Raw genomic sequence first — 20,357 nt, forward strand, 5'->3', positions numbered from 1 at the left:
TTACGACCAACGAAGTTCGGATCACAATGACCCCATCCAGCTTTCAGCGCCTTTCTGGAACGGATTCTTTACCGGAACGCCTGCAGAATTGTGTCGTGGCAATCGGTAATTTCGATGGTGTCCATCGCGGCCATCAGGCTGTTCTGGAGCGCGCGCTGGAGATTGCTGAAAAAAGCGATCTGCCAGCAGTAGTCCTGACTTTTGAGCCGCACCCGCGTAGCTTCTTCAAGCCAGATGCGCCGATCGATCGTTTGACCGCAGCAGCAAAGAAGGCTGAGATTCTGCGTCTGATGGGTTTTGATGCGGTCGTCGAGCAACCATTTACCGGTGAGTTCTCGTCTCGCTCTGCGGAGGACTTCGTTGAACACATTCTGGTTGAAAGATTGCAAGCAAGCTGTGTGGTCACCGGTTATGATTTTCATTTCGGCAAGGGCCGGCGCGGAACACCGGAATTTCTTCAGAAAGCTGGAGAAAAAGCCGGTTTCACGGTTACACTTGTCGACGCCTTTTCAGACGAAGGCGATAACCTCGTCTCATCGACCCGCATAAGAAATCTGCTTTGCGAAGGGGACGTCGTTCAAGCAGCGGGACTTCTTGGTTATCGCTATATGGCTTGCGGTAAAGTTATTCACGGCAAGAAGCTCGGACGTACGCTTGGATTTCCGACCGCGAACATGCAAATCGACGCGCAAGCGGGCTTAAAGCACGGAATCTATGCTGTCAGGTTCAGGCGTGAGAACGGCGATCTTTATGACGGGGTTGCGAGTTTTGGTCGTCGGCCAACCGTCGACAGTGACGGTACGCCTCTGCTTGAAACATTTCTTTTTGATTTTTCGGGCGACCTTTATGGTGAGATCGCTTGTGTATCCTTCTTTGGCTTTCTGCGCGGGGAAATCAAGTTTGATGGCCTTGATCCGCTTATCGATCAGATGAAGCGCGATGACGCAGAGGCACGAGCCCTGCTTGCAAGTGCAAAGCCACTGTCAGAACTGGATCGCTTGCTTTCTTTTGAGTGAGGCGAAGTCCTGGTTTCGTTTTCCACTTAAGATTTAAATCAAATTTTACTTATTCTCGACAAAAAGTGATAAATGCCTCAAAATTTGTTGGGGGCGCTTTTTGTTGGAGTTTAATGTGGCACGTATTGTTCCTCTGGCGCTCGTTGCAGGTGCCGCATTCCTAACGAGTAGTTCGCTCGCTTTCTCCGCCGATGTACAGCAAACCGATATTTATGCGGCGGAAACCGTTCAGCCCGCTCGCAAGCATTTCTGGTCCGGCGATTGGTATCTCAAGGTCGGCGCGGCAGGCCTCGTCGCTCCAAAGTTCGAAGGCTCGAACAAATATCGCTTTTCTGCCCAGCCGCTGATCTCACTCGGCCGACAGGGGCAGGCGACGCGCTTCTCATCGCGAAATGACAACGTATCCTTCGCGTTGATCGACAATGACCGTTTCCGCGTGGGGCTCGCCGGTAAGCTGTTGTTCGAAAGGGATGACGATATTCATGGCCTGAAAGACACGAAGTTTGGTGGTGAAGCAGGTGCTTTTGTCGACGTCTACCCGACCGACTGGTTGCGTGTGCGTGGCGAAGTGCGTCACGGTATCCGTGCGCATAATGGCGTCGTAGCCGATATTGCTGCCGATGCATTCTATGATGTTACGCCGACTGTTCGTGTGTCGGGTGGTCCGCGTGCGACTTTCGCATCAAAGGATTACTTCAAAACCTATTTCGGCGTCGATGCCGAGGAAGCGGTTGCGTCGGGACTTTCCGAATATAGTCCGGGCGGTGGCTTCAAGTCAGCTGGTGTTGGTGGTGCAATTACCTGGAAGACAACCGACAAGATCGATACGAGCCTGTTTGGTGAGTACAGTCGTCTGCAAGGTTCGGCAAAGGATTCAAGCATCGTGAAGGAACGCGGCTCCCCGGACCAGTTCATGGTCGGCGTTTCTGCGACTTATCGTTTCGATTTCTCGCTGGACTGACCTCAACGGTATCAATGTGAACACTTTCAGGGGCAGGGATGCAGTTTTATTGCGTCTTTGCCCCTCTGGCCTCTTTATTCCTGCGAAGCTCATTGCTAAAAGCGTGCCCATGATGACGGATTTTCGGCTTATCATGACAGCCATACGAATTATTGGCCCGGTCTCCCGCTTTGCCTGAATGGCTGCTTTGCCAGGCAATATCTGGCGCGGAGGTCCGGGAGCGACCGGCTGTGCTCTACAGCCCCCTGTTTTCTTTGATCCACTTGCCCGCCATCTCCGGCCGGGGCTTCACAGGCGAATACCCTCATGACTGAGACGACCAAAATCGATTATTCCAAAACCCTTTATCTGCCGCAGACCGAGTTTCCGATGCGTGCTGGCTTGCCGCAGCGCGAGCCCCTTTTCGTCGAGCGCTGGGAGGGAATGAATCTCTACAAAAAGCTGCGCGAGCAGGCGAAAGACCGCCCGCTTTATGTGCTGCACGATGGCCCACCCTATGCCAACGGCAATATCCATATCGGCCATGCGCTGAACAAGATCCTCAAGGACGTCATCACCCGCTCGTTCCAGATGCGCGGTTATAACTCGAACTATGTTCCGGGCTGGGATTGCCACGGCCTGCCGATCGAATGGAAGATCGAGGAAAAATATCGCGCCGAGGGTAAGAACAAGGACGAAGTGCCGATCAACGAATTCCGCAGGGAATGCCGCGAATTCGCGACCAACTGGATCAAGGTTCAGACGGAAGAGTTCAAGCGCCTTGCCATCCTCGGCGATTTCGAAAACCCCTATACGACGATGAACTTCCACGCTGAATCGCGTATCGCTGGCGAGCTTCTCAAATTCGCGGCTTCCGGTCAGCTTTATCGCGGCTCCAAGCCGGTGATGTGGTCGGTCGTCGAACGCACGGCGCTTGCCGAAGCGGAAGTCGAGTATCACGATGTCGAGTCGGATATGATCTGGGTCAAGTTCCCGGTCGCCGGCCAGAATGATCTCTCCGGCAGCGATGTTGTGATCTGGACGACCACGCCGTGGACCATTCCCGGCAACCGTGCCGTGTCCTATTCGTCGCGCATCGAATACGGGCTTTATGAAGTCACGGAAGCCGAGAACGACTTTGGCCCTCGCCCGGGCGAAAAGCTCATCTTCGCCGACAAGCTGGCTGAGGAAAGCTTCGCCAAGGCAAAGCTTCAGTTCAAGCGCCTGCGCGGTATTTCGGCAGACGAGCTTGGCAAGATCGTCCTCGACCATCCGTTGAAGGGCTTTGGCGGTGGTTATGAATTCATCGTGCCGATGCTTGATGGCGACCATGTTACCGATGATGCAGGTACGGGTTTTGTGCATACTGCTCCAAGTCACGGCCGCGAAGACTTTGAGGCATGGATGAACAATGCCCGCGAACTGGAAGCACGCGGTATAGATCCAAGTATTCCGTTCCCGGTCGGGGATGATGGCTTTTACACCAAGGACGCGCCGGGCTTCGGTCCTGACCGTGAAGGTGGTCCCGCGCGGGTTATCGACGATAACGGCAAGAAGGGCGACGCCAACAAGTCCGTTGTGGATCAGCTGATCGCACGCGACAAGCTTTTCGCGCGTGGTCGCCTGAAGCATTCTTATCCGCATTCGTGGCGTTCCAAGAAGCAGGTCATCTTCCGCAACACGCCGCAGTGGTTCGTCTATATGGACAAAAACCTTGGTGACGGTACGACCTTGCGTTCGCGCGCGCTGAAGGCCATCGACGATACGCGGTTCGTACCGGCTGCCGGTCAGACGCGCCTGCGTTCGATGATCGAAGGCCGCCCGGACTGGGTGCTTTCGCGCCAGCGCGCCTGGGGTGTACCGATCTGCGTTTTCGTGGATGAAGAAGGCAACATTCTGCAGGATGATGCAGTCAACAAGCGTATCCTCGATGCTTTTGAGGCAGAGGGGGCGGACGCCTGGTTTGCCGAAGGTGCCCGCGAGCGCTTCCTCGGAAGCCGTGCCAATGAAGGCTGGACGCAGGTGCGCGACATCCTTGACGTTTGGTTCGATTCCGGTTCGACGCACACCTTCACGCTGGAAGACCGTCCGGATATGAAGTGGCCAGCTGATGTTTATCTGGAGGGCTCTGACCAGCATCGCGGTTGGTTCCATTCGTCGCTGCTGGAAAGCTGCGGTACGCGTGGCCGGGCACCATATAATGCCGTCGTGACCCATGGTTTCACTATGGATGAGCACGGCAAGAAGATGTCGAAGTCGCTCGGTAATACGGTCACGCCGCAGGATGTCATCAAGGAATCCGGTGCGGATATCCTGCGTCTTTGGGTCATGACGACCGATTATTGGGAAGATCAGCGCCTCGGCAAGAGCATCATCCAGACTAACATCGACGCTTATCGCAAGTTGCGCAACACGATCCGCTGGATGCTGGGCACGCTCGCTCACGATAAAGGCGAAAATCTTCCCTATGCGAATTTGCCGGAACTTGAGCGCCTGATGCTGCACCGGTTGACTGAATTGGATGAAGTTGTTCGCTCTGGATATGATGCTTTCGACTTCAAGCGCATCGCTCGCACGCTTATCGACTTCATGAATGTCGAGCTCTCGGCCTTCTATTTCGATATCCGCAAGGACGCGCTTTACTGCGATGCGCCGTCGAGCGTTCGCCGTAAGGCAGCGTTGCAGACTGTGCGTGAAATCTTTGATCACTTGACGACCTGGCTGGCGCCAATGCTGCCTTTCACCATGGAAGAAGCTTGGCTCGACCGCTATCCGCAATCGGTTTCGGTTCATGCCGAGCAGTTCCGGCCGACACCTGCCGAATGGCGGGATGATGTGCTGGCGGAAAAGTGGCGCAAGGTTCGTGCGGTGCGTCGTGTCGTTACTGGCGCTCTGGAACTGGAGCGTGCGGATAAGCGCATTGGATCGTCGCTCGAAGCTGCTCCGCTCGTCTACATTTCCGACAAGAGCTTGACCGATTCGCTCGAAGGTCTTGATTTTGCGGAAATCTGCATCACCAGCGGTATTTCGTTGAGCGATGCGGCTGTACCGGAAGACGCTTTCACGCTTTCTGATGTGAAAGGCGTTGCTGTTGTGCCCGTACGCGCCGAAGGTGAAAAGTGCGCCCGTTCGTGGCGTTATACGACGGATGTTGGTTCCGATCCCGAGTTTCCCGATGTCTCGGCGCGCGACGCTGCTGCTCTCCGGGAACTCAAGGCACTCGGCAAGCTTGAAGCTTGATGGAGTTCTGAAAGTTTTACCCTCGGCGTTTCATATGTTGGGGGTATTTTCAGAAGGAAACGGGTTGCAATCCTTTCTTCGGACATGGTGAAATACCGATTAACATCGGATTGCCGCATGGGTTGCACTCATGTACAAGGCATTCCTCGGATAATTTCAAGATCTGCCTTGGAGTTGCCGGTTTCTTCAGTCAAGGCTTGCTTGAGCAAATTTTGGTGAAGATAAAATCGGCAAGCGTAAAAGAAGTGGCGCTAATGAAGATTGAAGGACGAGTTCTGGTGCTTATGACAGCGATAGCGGGCGTTTCGCTATCCGGCTGCGTTTCTTCGCCAACCTATGGAACCGACAAGACCGCAGGAGCACAGCTCTTTGACGATGTGTCGAATATGGCGAGCTTCGGACAGGGTAAGAACAAGAAAGAACGGATTGACTACAAGCCTCGCCCCGACCTGGTTCGTCCGGCTCCGGGGGATAAAGGTCAGTTGCCCGCTCCGCAACAAAGCGTTGTTAGCGCCAACGATCCGAATTGGCCAGAATCGCCGGAACAGCGTCGCAAGCGTTTGCGTGACGAGATCACGGCAAACCGCGATGATCCGAATTTCGTGTCGCCGGTCGTTCAGGATGGTCCGGTAGCGTCCAACATTCAGGCAGCATTGCCGCGTGGTAACAGCCGCCGCGAAGATTATGAGTCCCGTACGCCGACATTCGACCCGGCAAAGGTTGCGGCCTACAAGGCTGCACGCCAGCAGCAGGTTCAGGGTTCCTCCACGACACGCCGTTATTTGAGCGAACCGCCGCTTACTTATCGCGAGCCTGCGTCTACTGCAGCTGTAGGCGAATTGGGTACGGACGAGGCGCAAAAGGAACGTGAGCGCAAGAAGGCATCCGGCAAATCCAAGGGCTGGCGCGACTATCTGCCTTGGAACTAATCGTTTGCTGAATTTATTTTCTTGATAATAAGCCGCAGTAAATAGAATTTACTGCGGCTTATTATTTCAGTAGTTTTAGTGAATGTTTAATCTGTTTTCTCGCAGGAAAGATTATTAAATATTTTTAATGTTGGCAGTTCTGACGTATATTTGATTTCAATCAAAGATTTCTTTCATGCAGATCGTATCATGCCAACTTGGGAAGTAAGGTATGATTTGATGAACGATACGAACACTATCTGGGATACGCCGTCGGGATATGGTCTAATCAGTCGATCTCTTCATTGGCTGATGGCTCTCCTGTTTCTTTGGCAGTTTGCGTCAGCAGTTCTACGCGTCGTGGCTAAAGATACGACGATCTACAATATCTTCTGGTCGGCTCATTACCAGCTTGGTTTCGCGCTTCTGGTGCTTGTACTATTACGCGGGGTCTGGGGATTGTTGAACTCAGGTCGTCGTCCGCATAAGTCAGGCCATGTCGGCAAACTGGCTAAACTCGGGCATCTCGTTATCTATGGCCTGATGTTCGCAGTGCCTGCATTGGCTCTGCTGCGCACATATGGCGGCGGGCGAGGCTTCTCATTTCTTGGCATCCGGATTTTCGAGCAGACCGATGTGAAAAATGCCGCGCTGACCGCTCCGGGCAGCGCATTGCATGGTTTGCTGGGTTGGGGCCTGCTTGTGATAATTGCGGGACACGTTCTGATGGCTCTTATTCATCATTTCATGCTGCGAGATAATACGCTGCGCTACATGGCTGGACACAAGGCTCTGAGCAGAAGCTAGCGCTTGTCGCGGAAGAAATCCCGCAGGATTTTCTGTGAATCCCCCTCGGAGAAACCCGCATAAATCTCCGGTACATGGTGGCAGGTGGGCTGCGTATAAAACCGTGGCCCATGTTCAACGCCGCCACCTTTCGGGTCGGAGGCGCCGTAATAGAGGCGACGTATACGGGCGAAAGAAATGGCGGTTGCACACATCGCGCATGGTTCCAGCGTCACATAAAGATCGCAGTCGACCAGACGTTCGGATTGTAGGGCTTTTCCAGCCTCACGAATTGCAAGCACTTCGGCATGGGCTGTTACGTCATTGAACTCACGTGTACGATTGCCTGCTCGTGCAATGATCGTGCCCTGATGCACAATGACTGCGCCAATCGGAACCTCTCCACGTGAACCTGCAGCGCGCGCTTCTGCAAGTGCTATCTCCATGGGGGTAGCCATCTTTGGGTCCGGGATTTTGGCACTCTTATTCATGGCTGTTCCATTTCGTGCATTCTTTCGGAAATTTCGCTCGCAAGCCATGAAGCGATTTGTTACTGCATAATTCCCGAAATCGAAACCGATTTGCGAACGGATTTATACAGCGTTCCTGTTTCCGGCTGTCCCTTGCCTGTCATTAAAGGTGTAAGGTGACACGGCAGCGCTGCTGAAAGGCCAATACCAGATGACTAAAGATGATGACAACAAGGATGGCAAGCGTCCGCATGGCCGTGGAGGGCGCTCCGATCGTCCCGCTCGGCCAGATCGTGACACTCGTCCGCGCCGCGATGACGGCGGACGTGACAAGCCACGTAAATTCGGACCGCGCGACGCCGAGGGGCAAGAGGACACGGGCGAACGTATCGCCAAGCGTCTGGCACGAGCAGGCATAGCTTCACGCCGTGAAGCGGAAACGATGATCGCTGCTGGCCGTATTGCCGTGAATGGCAAGGTGCTTGAGAGCCCTGCGGTCAATGTCAAGCGCACGGATATTATTACGGTCGACGGCAAGCCATTGAAGCAGACCGAGCGTACCCGTCTCTGGCTTTATCACAAGCCTGCGGGTCTTGTGACGACCAATCGCGATCCTGAAGGTCGCCCAACGGTTTTCGAGGCACTGCCTGCCGAGATGCCACGCGTACTTTCAGTTGGTCGTCTCGACATCAATACCGAAGGTCTGTTGCTGCTCACCAATGATGGTGGTCTGTCGCGCGTTCTGGAGCTGCCTTCCACCGGCTGGCTGCGCCGCTATCGCGTTCGCGCCCACGGCAAGGTCACACAGGTACAGCTTGATGAGCTGAAGAACGGCATTGCCGTCGATGGCGTCTTCTACGGCAGTATTGAAGCAACGCTTGAGCGTGAGCAGGGTGCCAATGTCTGGATCTCTATCGGATTGCGCGAAGGCAAGAACCGTGAAGTAAAGAATATTCTGGGCGCTCTTGGTCTGACTGTTGGACGTCTTATCCGCGTTTCATTCGGTCCTTTCCAGCTCGGTGATCTTGAAGAAGGTGCAGTCCGCGAAATCAAGGGACGTATCCTGCGAGATCAGCTTGGTGACAAGTTGATTGAGGATTCAGGCGCGGATTTCGATGCGCCTGTTCTGAACGAGTTTTCCAATGCCGCTGTTCAGGGACGGACTCGTCGCGACGTGGAAGATGAGGGCGAGGAAGGCGAACGCCGGCGTGGCCCGCGCGAACGTGAATGGATTTCCAGCAGTCCTCAGCGTCGTCGCGGTCGCGACGACAAGGGAGCCGAAAAGGTTGAACCGCGTCGTCGCGGAAACGCCAATGTCTGGATGGCTCCAGGTGCGCGTCCAAAGGGCGAAAATGCGGCTGCCAAGCCCGCCCGTGTCGAACGTCAAGTTCCGCATCGTTCAGCGAAATTCAGTGGCGATCTGCAGATGCGCCCGCGTCGGGCTGGTGATGAGGAGCAGGGACGCGACGAAGGTGGTGAACGCCGCTATAACAAGCGACCGGAAGGCCGCTTTGATAAGGACGCTCGTCCACAGCGTCCGCGTCCGGAAGGAAACCGCTCGGAAGAGGGACGTCCAGAGCGCCGTGAGCAGCGTGAGGATGGACGCAAGGAGCGTCGTCCCGGCAAACGCGAGCGTGCAGAATTGCGCGACGCGGAAGGCCGGACTGTAGAGCACGGTAAGGGCGGCTTCGAGGGCCGCAAGACGGGAAAGCCGGGCGGACCGCGTGGTGAAGGCCGTTTTGGTGCATCCGATCGCGATACGCGCTCAGGCCCGCGCAGCAGCGGACCGGGTAATAAATCTCGTCGTTTTGATGATGGTTCGAAGGATGGACCGCGTCGTGGACCAGGAAACAAGCCGGGTGGTAAACCAGGTGGAAAGCCGGGTGGCAGCAAGTCAGGCGGTGGCAGAACTGGAGGCGGTGGTGCGGATCGTCGGCGGTAGGTTCCGCGGGCGTGCGCTCGTAACACCTTCGACCAACGCCATTCGTCCCACCACCGATCGCACACGCGAGAGCCTGTTCAACATCCTCGCGCATAATTTCCCCAACAAGGTAGAGGGCGCACGCGTCCTCGACCTATTTGCAGGGACAGGCGCGCTTGGTCTTGAGGCCCTATCGCGCGGTGCGCGCTACGCGACCTTCGTGGAAGAATCTGCGGAGGGGCGGGGATTGTTGCGTCAGAATATCGAGGCTTTCAGTCTGCAGGGGCACACCAAGATTTTGCGGCGCGACGCCTGTCAGTTGGGTATCGTCGGTACGATGGAGCCGTTCGACCTGGTTTTTGCCGATCCGCCTTATGGGCGGCGTATGGGGGAAAAGGCATTTTTGTCTGCACTTCAAGGTGGTTGGCTTAATCCTGACGCACTTTTGGTGCTTGAAGAAGATGCTGAGGCGGCGCTCGAGCTTGATGAGCGATTCGTCGTGTTGGAAGAGCGCAACTACGGGGGCACGATTATTCGGCTGATCCAGTTGAAAGCCGCCGGTTGAATTAGCGGACGCTTCTGTTCGCATAAAAATTGAAATGCTGCCCGGAAAAACGGGCGGGAATGAAACCGATTGGAGATGTCGCTTGGTGAATAACCCCTCACTCCGGCGCTTGCTGTTGTCCACCGCCTTGGGTTTCGTGCTGGCTTTACCGGTGGCAAGCGGTGCAGTCCGGGCAGAAAGCCAACCTGCCGCTGCCGCCGAAACGCAACCAGCGCCCGTGTCGCCCCCAGTCGCTGAACAAACAGCGCTTCCAGAAATCATCCAGTCGGATGGGGTCAGTCATTTCACATTGCCAAATGGTCTGGAAGTGGTTGTCATCCCCGATCATCGCGCTCCAGTCGTGACCCAGATGATCTGGTACCATGTAGGGTCGGCCGATGAAGCGCCCGGCGTTTCAGGTATCGCGCATTTCCTCGAACATCTGATGTTCAAGGGTACGAAGAACCACCCAGCTGGCGAGTTTTCGGCGAAAGTCGCCTCCATCGGCGGGCAAGAAAACGCCTTCACCTCCTATGATTATACGGCCTATTTCCAGCGGGTATCTCCCGAAGCGCTGGAAATGGTGATGCAGTTCGAGTCGGACCGGATGGAAAATCTGGTGCTCAATGAAGAAGCGGTGAAAACCGAACGGGATGTCATTCTGGAAGAACGCCGGATGCGAGTTGATTCCAATCCGGCTTCCATGCTGATGGAGAATAGCGACGCTGTTCTTTTCTATAACCATCCTTATCGCAAGCCTGTAATTGGCTGGCAGCAGGAAATGGAAAAGCTAAGCCTCAAGAACGCCATCGACTTTTATCAGCAATATTACACACCGAATAATGCAACGCTCATCATCGCTGGAGACGTTTCACCGGAACGCGTACGCGAGCTGACGTTGAAGACATGGGCAAAGGTGCCGAAACGCGCCGAAGTTCTGCCGCGTGAGCGTCCTCAGGAGCCCGCGAAGCACGCCGCCCGCGTCGTGACGTTGCACGATGAGCGTGTAAGCACCCCCTCATTCCGTGTGTCGTGGCTTGTTCCTTCCTATGCGAACGAAAAACGGTTTCCGAATGTAAAACCAGGGGATGCCCCCGCCCTTGATCTACTGAGCGAAATTCTCGGCGGTTCGTTGCGTTCACGCCTTTATCAGGAATTGATCGTCAAGCAGGGTATCGCTGCCAATACTGGCGCGAGCTATGGTGGCGATGCGCTTGATGACGGCACGTTTTCTGTATATGGCGCGCCGCGCAATGGCGCGACGCTTGGCGATGTCGAAAAAGCCGTTGAAGCCGAAGTGGCACGGATCATCAAAGACGGCGTAAGCCAGACCGAGCTCGATCAAGCTCGCAATCGTTTCCTGAAAGCGGTTATCTTTGCACGCGACAGCCAGACAGGTATGTCCCGGATTTATGGCTCGTCGCTGTCTGTTGGGCAAACGGTTGACGATATCCAGAAATGGCCGGAGGTCATCAAGGGTGTGACAGTCGATCAGATCAAGGATGTGGCGACGCGTTATCTCGTTAAAGACCAATCGGTAACGAGTTACCTGCTTCCTCCGGACGCCGAGCCGGAGAGCGCTCGCGAGAACCCGGATGCGTCAGCGGGAAGCGCCGGGGCCAATGGTGCGGGAGGAGCGATCCAGTGAAGAACATTCTTACGTTGAACTTCAGACGTGTTTTCGACTTTCGCTATGCCGGGTCGGCTGTGGGTGTTCTTGCCGCATCCGTGACATTGTTGATCGTGTGCGCCTTGCCGGCGCGCGCAATCGAAATTCAGGAAGTTGTTTCGCCAAAAGGTATTCATGCCTGGCTGGTAGAAGACGATTCAGTCCCGCTTATTTCCATGCGGTTCTCATTCAAGGGTGGCACATCGCAGGATCCTTCCGGGAAGGAAGGGTTGGCTAACCTGATGACAGGGCTGTTCGATGAGGGGGCGGGCGACCTGAAATCGGATGCGTTTCAGGAGAAGATAGACAATCTGGGCGCGGAAATGAGCTTTTCTGCAACACAGGATTCCGTTTCGGGCGGTATTCGCATGCTCGCGGAAAATCGCGACGCAGCCACAAACTTGCTTGCTCTTTCTGTCAACAAGCCTCGCTTCGACCAAGATGCTATTGATCGTATTCGACAGCAGGTGGTTGCGAGTATCGAATCCTCACAACGCAACCCTTCGACGATTGCATCGCGTAAGTTCTCCGAAGTTCTCTATGGGAACCATCCTTATGCACGTCCCGATGATGGCACGGTGAAATCACTGCAGTCGATCACGCGTGACGATCTGGTGAACTTTCACCGCAAGAACTTTGCGCGTGACCGTCTGACTATCGGCGTTGTGGGTTCGATCAATGCGAAGGATTTGGAGGCGTTGCTGGATAAGGTGTTCGGCGATCTCCCCGCGATGGCCGAACTGGTTCCTGTACCCGATGCCAAACTGGCACTTGGCACGACGACCAGCCTCAATTTCGATATGCCGCAGACCTCGATCAGCTTTGTCTATCCGGCTATTCCGCGCAAGGATCCCGAATTCTTTGCAGCCTATCTGATGAACCATATTCTGGGTGGTGGCTTTACATCGCGTCTTTATGCCGAAGTGCGTGAAAAGCGTGGCCTTGCCTATTCGGTATCGTCATCCATGGTCATGCGTGATCATGTTTCGGCATTGATGATTTCGACTGCGACCCGTCCTGACAAAGCGCAGGAATCCCTGAAGATTATCCGCGAGCAGGTTGCTGCTATGGCCGCGGACGGGCCCACGGAAGAAGAACTTGCTGCTGCCAAAAACTTCCTCAAGGGATCTTACGCCGTCAACAATCTGGATTCATCCGCCGCTATTGCTGAAACTCTCGTTAGCTTGCAGGAAGCAGAACTTCCGCGTGATTATATCGACAAGCGCTCGGAGTTGATTGATGCTGTAACGTTGGATCAGGTCAAGGCTATTGCTAAGAAACTGCTTGAAGCGGAACCGGCAATATTGATTTTCGGCCCGGCCCAAAGCTAAAAGGTACCAAATTGGAAAAGGCAGTGCCGTCATCGCCCCGAATTGCCGTCGCTTTCGGCGGAGGTGGGGCACGCGGCATTGCCCACATCCATATTGTCGAGGTGCTCGATGAACTTGGTATCAAACCGGTTGCAATTGCAGGCTCGTCGATAGGTTCGATTGTTGGCGCCGGAATGGCGAGCGGCATGACGGGCAAGGAAGTTCATGAATATATGGCGGCGATTTTCAATCGCCGCTCCGAAGTCGCAAAGCGTATGTGGCAGACCCGCCCTGCGCGCTGGGTAGAATTGCTGAAAGGTGGCTTGCGCGTCAGCCAGTTCAATATCGAAAAGGTGCTGGACGTCTTTTTGCCTGCAAGCCTGCCGATGAATGTAGAAGAGCTGAAAATCCCGATGACTATCACAGCGGCGGACTTTCACGCCGCTCGGGAAATCCATATTCGCGATGGCGATCTGCATTCGGCCATCGCAGCATCCTGTGCCATACCACCAGTTTTCGCACCAGTACGCCGGGATGGCCGCATTCTGGTCGATGGCGGCTTGTTCAATCCAGTACCCTTTGATCTGCTGTTTGATGAGGCCGATATTGTCATCGGCATCGACGTTGTCGGCACGCCGGTCGGACCAGATGACTACATGCCAACCACATTCGAGGCAGTGATCGGGGCGAACCAGCTGACCATGTGCTCCATCATCGAAAACAAATTTCGAATTCGCCCCCCGCATATTTTCATTCGCCCTAATGTCGAGCGGATCGGTCTTCTGGATTTCCTGAAGTTCGAACAGATATTGTCACAGAGCGCCAGTGTTCGCGACGAACTGAAACGTGCTCTCGAACTGACAGTTGAGGGAAAAGTGGTGCCGATAAATTCAACGCTTGCAACCTGAATCTACCGGCTTCCTATACGTTTGCTATTCCGCCGGAACGGGTGATCCGACTGTGTCACTTGACGACGAGGCGGATACGATATCATCCGCGCCTTTGTCGATGCGCTGACCTTCGCGGACAGGTTTGACCAGAGGCTCTGGTGTGACCGGTTTGTTGAAGAGCAGATGGCGACCAGCCATGATTCCTTCCGAAGCCTGCACGTGGAGACGATCTTCGTCGCGCTGGCGAACGTCTTCACGAATTTCGTAGGCTTGGGTTTCGGCTATGCCGAGCCCTTCGAGTGTACGCTGACCAAACAGCAAACCGGATTCGAACGTTTCGCGCAGTTCATACTCGACACCTTGAGCGCGCAGTTGCAGCGTATGTTCCCGATCATATGAACGAACGAACAGCCGCACATCCGGGTATTCGGATTGTATAAGGTTGATGATGTGGTTGGTCGTTTCCTTCTTGTGGGTACAGATGGCAACGATCTTCGCTTTTCTTATACCTGCCGCTTCCAGCACGTCTTTACGAGTACCGTCGCCAAAATAAATACGGAAGCCAAATTTTCCGGCAGCACGCACGCGATTGGGCGAACTGTCAATCACGGTTACGTCGATACCGCCAGCGAGCAGGATTTGCGATGCAATCTGACCGTATCGCGAGAAGCCGATCATCAATACGTCAGAACCGGCACCTTCGAAGTTTTCCTCAATTTCATCGACAGTCTTGTCCTTGATAAGCAGCTTTGAGCCAATCAAAACGGAAAGCGGTGTTAGCGCCATGGATACGGTGACGGCGGCTACAAGCTCTGAACCGAGTGCGCTTGAGACTATGGATGCGGCAGAAGCTGCCGAGAAAAGAACAAAGGCAAATTCGCCGCCTTGCGGCAGAAGAAACGCAATTCGCACAGCATCGTTATGGTTGGACCGGAAGACACGGCACAGCAGATAGATGATCGCGATCTTGGTTGCCATGAAAATGGGAACAGCAAGAAGGATAACCTTCCAATACTGTACGATCACAGTGAGGTTCAGCGAAAGACCAACCGCCACGAAAAACAATCCGAGAAAGATTCCGCGAAATGGTTCGATATCCGCTTCAAGTTCGTGTCGGTAGGATGATTCCGCCAGCAAAACACCGGCGATAAATGCACCCATGGCCATCGAAAGGCCAGCCGCCTGAAGCAGGCTGGCTGATCCGAGCACCACAAAAAGCGCTGCTGCGATCATCACTTCGCGAGCGCCGGTATTGGCGATAATGCGGAACATCGGATTGATGAGATAACGTCCGGCGACCACCAGTGCCGCGATGGCCGCAATTGCTGTGGCAAGGTGGAAACCCGCGCTCGCCTGCGACGGTTCGGTCGGCGAAAGTGCCGGAATAATTGCAAGGATCGGCACGATGGCGAGGTCCTGGAACAGCAGGATCGAAAAAGCACGTTGACCGTGTTTCTGGTTCGTTTCGGCCCGGTCCTCCAAAACCTGCATGGCAAATGCCGTAGACGAAAGCGCGAGACCGAAACCGATGATGATCCCTGCTTCGGGGCTGAGGCCCGCAAAGTAAATGCCAAGAGTAGTGAGGGCTGCTCCACAAAGCAGAACCTGCGCGGTACCAAGACCGAAGATCGATTGGCGCAACGCCCAAAGTCTTGAGGGTTTCAGCTCAAGTCCGATGATGAAGAGAAGAAAGACAACGCCAAGCTCGGAGAAGTGCAGAAAATCTTCTCCGTCTGCAATGAGGCGAGCTACGGGGCCAATCGTGATGCCTGCCGCAAGATAGCCGAGGACTGTACCAAGCCCTAATCGCTTGAACAGCGGCGCAGCGATAATCGCACCGCCCAAAATCATCAGACACTGCAGGTAGAGACTTCCGCCAGTTGCAACCATGCCAAGCTCTTGGAATTTGGAGAAATGTAGGAGGGCTTGCCTTGAAGCCCTAGGATTTCGGCAATATAGAAACAAGATATGGCTGTAATCAGCCCGATGTCGAACAATTTGACGATATTTTTTAGCAAGTCCCGGTTTCGGTCCCGCTGCAAATCGTACTGCGAGGTTGAACCGTGATGAACTTGGGAAACTCGGATTATATAATGATTTCAGATAATTCGGCGGAGAAACTTGTCGATCGCGCAGCCGTTCTCGTGGCTGCAGCCAAACGGGCGGGAGCTGATCAGGCTGACGCAGTCGTGATGCGGGCACGGTCAGTTAGCGTATCAGTGAGGTTGGGCAAGGTTGAGGGAACCGAATCGTCGGAAAGTGATGATTTCGCTCTGCGCGTTTTTGTAGGCCGTCGCATTGCGAGTGTTTCTGCCAATGCGAGCGCCGATCCCGACCGTCTCGCCGAGCGTGCCGTTGCTATGGCACGCGTTGCGCCGGAGGATCCCTATGAGCAACTCGCAGACCCATCGCTGCTTGTTGTTTCGCCTCGTGATCTTGATCTCTACGATTCAACGGAAATCGATTCCGATCGTTTGACGCAGGACGCACTTGCGACGGAAGCAGCTGCACTCGCAGTCAGCGGCGTGACGAATTCAGGTGGAGCTGGTGCCTCGCGCAGCCTTGGTGGTCTGGTGCTGGTCACATCGACAGGCTTTTCGGGGCATTATGCTGCTACACGCTTTGGACGATCGGTCTCGGCCATTGCGGGCGAGGGCACGAAAATGGAGCGCGATTATGATTTCAGTTCGCGCCTGCATTTTTCTGATCTTGATACGCCTGATGATATCGGTCGTCGCGCTGGTGAGCGCGCTGTGCGGCGGTTGGGTGCACGTCAGGCAAAGACGGGGCCTGTCACAGTTATCTACGATCCTCGCCTTGCGCGCGGTATTGCGGGACATCTTGCAAGCGCGATTAATGGCGCTTCTGTTGCACGCAAGACGAGTTTTCTTCGTGACAGTCTCGGTAAACAGGTTCTCAAGAACGGCATAAATGTTACTGACAATCCGCTGCGTGTGCGCGGTTCGTCTTCGCGTCCGTTCGACGGCGAAGGGATTGAGGGGCAATCTTTGACGATGGTGGAGGATGGCGTTCTCAAACACTGGCTGCTTTCTGGATCGAGCGCCCGGGAACTGGGCCTGCAAGGCAATGGTCGTGGTGTTCGTTCGGGCTCTGGCGTTTCGCCTGCTTCAACCAATTTTGCCATCGAGCCCGGTTCGCAGTCGCCGGAGGAATTGATCCGTGCAATTGGCACAGGTTTTTATGTGACAGAGGTGTTCGGGCAGGGTGTTGACATGATCACGGGCCAATATAGCCGCGGCGCATCGGGGTTCTGGATCGAAAATGGCGAACTTGCCTACCCGATCAGTGAAGTGACGATTGCTTCGAACCTCAAGGACATGTTCCTCAATATGACACCCGCCTCCGATATTGATCGAAACTTCGGGATGACAGCACCGACACTCGCAATTGAAGGCATGACTCTTGCCGGAAACTGACAAGCACAACGAAATTGTCAGTGAACTGACGCTTCTGCGTGATGCTGCGCGTGAAGCCGGACGTATCGCGATGCGCTACTTTGGTCGTTCTCCGGAAGTCTGGCTGAAGGATGGTTCATCGCCCGTCAGTGAAGCTGATCTGGCCGTTGACCGCTATCTAAAGGATGTCCTTTTGAAAGCGCGGCCAGATTATGGCTGGATATCGGAAGAGACCGTCGATGAACGGGCAGCTGAAAAACGCAGCCGCGCCTTCGTTGTCGATCCGATTGACGGCACCCGTGCATACATCGCTGGGCAGGATCAATGGTGTATTAGCATAGCCGTTGTGGAAAATGGCCGCCCGTTGGCCGGCGTTCTGGAATGTCCGGCGCGCAACGAGCTCATCGAAGCAGGGAAAGGCGTTGGGGCTTCACAAAACGGTGCTGTCATACGTGTCAGATTACCATTGCCCGGTGAACAGGTGACAATAGCATCAGCCCGCAATATGGTGACGGCACTCCCGGAAAGCTGGCGGGATCGTGCAAAGATTCATCCCTACGTTCCCTCGCTGGCCTACCGTATCGCTATGGTGGCGCGCGGAGATATAGCGGGCACCTTCATTCGGCCAAATTCACATGATTGGGATTTGGCAGCAGCTGATCTGATCCTGAGTGAGTCGGGCGGGGCAATCCTGACAAGCGATGCCCTACCGATCCAGTATGGTGGTCCGACGTTGAGCCATGGCGCTCTCGTTGCCGCCAGCGGAGACCTTCTGCAAGAAATGTTGAGTGTTGTCGCGGGCTGACCCTTGGGTTAATCATGCCGCGAACCAATTTTGTTCAGGGATAATTGTCATGAGCGTCGAAGGCGACAAAAAGCAGCTTCTTCATCTGGTGTTCGGCGGTGAGCTGAAAAAGCTCGGTACCGTTGAGTTCCGCGATCTTGAAAACGTCGATATCGTTGGCATCTACCCGGATTACGAGTCGGCCAAGACCGCATGGAAGTCGAAGGCACAGCAAACAGTAGACAATGCTCATATGCGCTATTTCATCGTGCACCTGCATCGGTTGCTCGATCCAGAAGGCGTGACGCTGAAGGCGGATTGAGCAGTTTGACTGCTCCCGGCCAATATCGGATGCAAAGCGGAGATAGTCCGGGTCAGACCACCGGGCATAAGAAGCAAGGATTCGCGAAGCGCCTCTGGCGACGTATTCGCGGGCCGCTGGCGCAGTCTGCCGTGGTTAAAGCCATGCTGGTCTGGCTGATCACCTCCTACTTCAAGCTTGTCTATTTCACAAATTCTCGCTTGAAAGAATCAGCAGACCCACAGGCGCTGGTGGGTAAGGACGATCCTTTCATCGTGACTTTCTGGCATGGGCAACATCTCATGGGACCGTTCATCTGCCCCAAGGGAATTGAACTTGTCGCCATGTTTTCGCGCAGTGCAGATGCGGAACTGAACGCTCGTGTTGCGGAAAAACTTGGATTGTTGACAGTGCGTGGCTCTGGTGGACGAGGTTCTCGCTCCAAGCCTGAAAAGGGAGGCGCACGCGCGCTTCTGACGTTGAAGAATGCTCTCAAAAACGGGCAATCGGCATCAATTATAGCGGACATCGCTCACGGCAAAGCGCGTGAGGCCGGAGAAGGCATCATTTTATTGGCGAAATTGTCCGGTCGTCCAATAATACCGGTTGCTTATGCTTTCTCGCGGAACCATGTTCTGGAAAAGTCCTGGGATAAAACGACGATTCCGCTGCCCTTTGGGCGTTCGATTATCGTGCGCGGCGACAATGTATGGGTCGACGCGGATGCCGATGAAACGCAATTGGAAGAAAAACGCATGGAGCTAACGCGCCAACTCAACGACGCGACCGTCAAGGCCTATGCTGCGTTGGAGAAAGCGAAATGAGCGAACGCTGGGCGCGCAATATGTTGTCTGCCTACCGTGCACTCGGTTCCGCGGCCTATCCATTTATGGGGCCTTACATCGCCTATCGTGCGTCTCGCGGCAAGGAAGAGCGCATGCGTCGCGGCGAGCGCTACGGCAAATCCGCCATAGCACGTCCGCAAGGACCGGTTATCTGGGCCCACGCGGCAAGCGTTGGTGAAACCGTCGCGATCACGCCATTGATTGAGCGGATCGCTGCGACTGGTATCCATATCGTGCTGACGACAGGTACTGTGACTTCGGCAAAAGTTGTCGCAGATCAGTTAGGTAGTAAGGTCATTCACCAATACGCGCCGCTGGATTTGCAACCGGCGGTCAACAAGTTTCTCAACCACTGGAAACCTGATCTTGCCATCGGTTGTGAATCTGAAGTCTGGCCTGCTACTGTGCTTTCACTCGGCAGTCGCCACACGCCGCAGGTTCTGGTCAACGGGCGCATGTCTGATCGCTCCTTTGCTGTCTGGCAGAAAAGACCGGCTCTGGCCGAAGCGCTCTTTGAAAATTTTGCCTATGTGGTCGCACAGTCGGAACTAGATGCAGATCGCTTTCGTACGCTGGGAGCGCGGCCTGTCAGTGTTTCAGGTAATCTCAAGGTCGATACGAATCCGCCGCCGGCTGATCCACAGGCTCTGGCCGCATTGCAACGCCAGATCGGTGGACGGAGAACGTGGGCCGCAATTTCGACCCATGACGGCGAAGAAGCGATCACAGCAGAAGTTCATCAGATGCTGAAAGTACGCTATCCGCATCTTGTCACGATCATCGTGCCGCGTCATCCAGATCGTGCTGCGGCCATTCAGGCTATGCTGGCTGAAAAGGGGCTCAAGGTTGCGCGTCGCAGCGCCAATGAGCCGATTGAAGCTGACACAGATATCCTGCTCGGAGATACCATTGGGGAGATGGGACTTTATCTCCAGCTCACCGAAATAGCATTTATTGGCAATTCGCTGACCAAGGAAGGTGGACACAACCCTCTGGAACCGGCGATGATGGGAACTGCTGTGCTAACAGGACGAAATGTCCAGAATTTTCGTGAATCCTTCCAACGCCTCATCAAGAATGGGGGCGCACGCATTGTGAAGGATCGCAATATGCTCGCAGGAGCGATCAATTTCCTGTTCAACAACCCTCAGCATCTCCGTGCCATGATCAATGCTGGGGTGAGCACGGTCAGGGATATGCGCGGCGCACTGGATCGTACGCTTGTCGCACTCGAGCCGTTTATCCAGCCATTGATCCTGCAGGCACAGTTACCCGGCAATCGCAATGAGGCTGCCTATCAGACAGGCGGTCACTGAG

General features: G+C 54.8%; 17 protein-coding genes. 15 read left to right on the plus strand and 2 right to left on the minus strand.

Features of this window, described 5'->3' with window-relative positions:
- The first annotated feature begins 26 nt into the window (after nucleotides 1-26).
- From OANT_RS15685 to OANT_RS15705, 5 genes are all read left to right on the plus strand, one after another.
- A complete protein-coding gene (locus OANT_RS15685) occupies nucleotides 27-1,016 on the plus strand; it encodes a bifunctional riboflavin kinase/FAD synthetase (RefSeq protein ID WP_011982747.1) in 990 nt (329 codons plus the stop codon).
- 115 nt (nucleotides 1,017-1,131) lie between these two features.
- Nucleotides 1,132-1,977, plus strand: coding sequence for a MipA/OmpV family protein (locus OANT_RS15690; RefSeq protein WP_231771516.1), 846 nt, complete (start codon nucleotides 1,132-1,134; stop codon nucleotides 1,975-1,977).
- Between the two features lie 306 nt (nucleotides 1,978-2,283).
- A complete protein-coding gene (gene ileS / locus OANT_RS15695; protein ID WP_011982749.1) occupies nucleotides 2,284-5,196 on the plus strand; it encodes an isoleucine--tRNA ligase in 2,913 nt (970 codons plus the stop codon).
- Nucleotides 5,197-5,450: 254 nt separating this feature from the next.
- Nucleotides 5,451-6,125 (plus strand): hypothetical protein, encoded by a 675-nt coding sequence (locus OANT_RS15700; protein WP_011982750.1) that lies wholly within the window; start codon nucleotides 5,451-5,453, stop codon nucleotides 6,123-6,125.
- A gap of 219 nt (nucleotides 6,126-6,344) precedes the next feature.
- Nucleotides 6,345-6,911: a cytochrome b gene (locus tag OANT_RS15705; RefSeq protein WP_011982751.1), complete on the plus strand. Its 567-nt coding sequence runs from the start codon at nucleotides 6,345-6,347 to the stop codon at nucleotides 6,909-6,911.
- Here OANT_RS15705 and OANT_RS15710 read toward each other — a convergent pair.
- Nucleotides 6,908-7,381, minus strand: a complete 474-nt coding sequence (locus OANT_RS15710; protein WP_040128440.1) for a nucleoside deaminase — start codon at nucleotides 7,379-7,381, stop codon at nucleotides 6,908-6,910. The two genes, OANT_RS15705 and OANT_RS15710, sit on opposite strands and share 4 nt — an antisense overlap.
- Before the next feature lie 190 nt (nucleotides 7,382-7,571).
- Between OANT_RS15710 and OANT_RS15715 the strand changes: the two genes are divergently transcribed.
- The 5 genes from OANT_RS15715 to OANT_RS15735 all read left to right on the plus strand — a co-directional run bounded on the left by OANT_RS15715 (nucleotide 7,572) and on the right by OANT_RS15735 (nucleotide 13,712).
- Nucleotides 7,572-9,302, plus strand: a complete 1,731-nt coding sequence (locus OANT_RS15715) for a pseudouridine synthase (RefSeq protein ID WP_011982753.1) — start codon at nucleotides 7,572-7,574, stop codon at nucleotides 9,300-9,302.
- A complete protein-coding gene (gene rsmD, locus OANT_RS15720) occupies nucleotides 9,283-9,846 on the plus strand; it encodes a 16S rRNA (guanine(966)-N(2))-methyltransferase RsmD (protein ID WP_011982754.1) in 564 nt (187 codons plus the stop codon). The genes OANT_RS15715 and rsmD overlap by 20 nt, the downstream gene beginning before the upstream one ends.
- Nucleotides 9,847-9,931: 85 nt before the next feature.
- Nucleotides 9,932-11,473 carry a M16 family metallopeptidase gene (locus OANT_RS15725; RefSeq protein WP_011982755.1) on the plus strand — a complete coding sequence of 514 codons (1,542 nt, stop codon included), beginning with the start codon at nucleotides 9,932-9,934 and terminating at the stop codon, nucleotides 11,471-11,473.
- A gap of 5 nt (nucleotides 11,474-11,478) precedes the next feature.
- A complete protein-coding gene (locus OANT_RS15730; protein ID WP_231771621.1) occupies nucleotides 11,479-12,825 on the plus strand; it encodes a M16 family metallopeptidase in 1,347 nt (448 codons plus the stop codon).
- Nucleotides 12,826-12,836: 11 nt separating this feature from the next.
- Complete coding sequence (locus OANT_RS15735) at nucleotides 12,837-13,712, plus strand: patatin-like phospholipase family protein (protein WP_011982757.1); 876 nt, start codon at nucleotides 12,837-12,839, stop codon at nucleotides 13,710-13,712.
- Between the two features lie 24 nt (nucleotides 13,713-13,736).
- Here the strand turns inward: OANT_RS15735 and OANT_RS15740 are convergent, their stop codons facing one another.
- A complete protein-coding gene (locus OANT_RS15740) occupies nucleotides 13,737-15,584 on the minus strand; it encodes a monovalent cation:proton antiporter-2 (CPA2) family protein (RefSeq protein ID WP_011982758.1) in 1,848 nt (615 codons plus the stop codon).
- 203 nt (nucleotides 15,585-15,787) lie between these two features.
- On the opposite strand from OANT_RS15740, the gene OANT_RS15745 reads away from it, so the two are divergent.
- Genes OANT_RS15745 through waaA form a run of 5 tightly spaced genes read left to right on the plus strand, consistent with a single transcriptional unit; the run spans nucleotide 15,788 to nucleotide 20,356 of the window.
- Nucleotides 15,788-17,131: a TldD/PmbA family protein gene (locus OANT_RS15745; protein ID WP_040128437.1), complete on the plus strand. Its 1,344-nt coding sequence runs from the start codon at nucleotides 15,788-15,790 to the stop codon at nucleotides 17,129-17,131.
- Entirely contained in the window at nucleotides 17,118-17,915 is a 798-nt protein-coding gene (locus tag OANT_RS15750; protein ID WP_011982760.1) for a 3'(2'),5'-bisphosphate nucleotidase CysQ, read from the plus strand. Before OANT_RS15745 ends, OANT_RS15750 begins: the two co-directional genes overlap by 14 nt.
- A 49-nt stretch (nucleotides 17,916-17,964) precedes the next feature.
- Nucleotides 17,965-18,216 (plus strand): DUF4170 domain-containing protein, encoded by a 252-nt coding sequence (locus OANT_RS15755; RefSeq protein ID WP_010661008.1) that lies wholly within the window; start codon nucleotides 17,965-17,967, stop codon nucleotides 18,214-18,216.
- A 29-nt stretch (nucleotides 18,217-18,245) separates the two neighbouring features.
- The gene (locus OANT_RS15760) at nucleotides 18,246-19,019 is read left to right on the plus strand and encodes a lysophospholipid acyltransferase family protein (protein ID WP_010661009.1); all 774 of its coding nucleotides are present in this window, start codon (nucleotides 18,246-18,248) and stop codon (nucleotides 19,017-19,019) included.
- Nucleotides 19,016-20,356 (plus strand): lipid IV(A) 3-deoxy-D-manno-octulosonic acid transferase, encoded by a 1,341-nt coding sequence (gene waaA, locus OANT_RS15765; protein WP_011982762.1) that lies wholly within the window; start codon nucleotides 19,016-19,018, stop codon nucleotides 20,354-20,356. The genes OANT_RS15760 and waaA overlap by 4 nt, the downstream gene beginning before the upstream one ends.
- Nucleotide 20,357 lies beyond the last annotated feature (1 nt).

Origin of the sequence: Brucella anthropi ATCC 49188 (genome assembly GCF_000017405.1) — a bacterium.
In the GTDB taxonomy this organism is placed as follows: Bacteria; Pseudomonadota; Alphaproteobacteria; order Rhizobiales; family Rhizobiaceae; genus Brucella; species Brucella anthropi.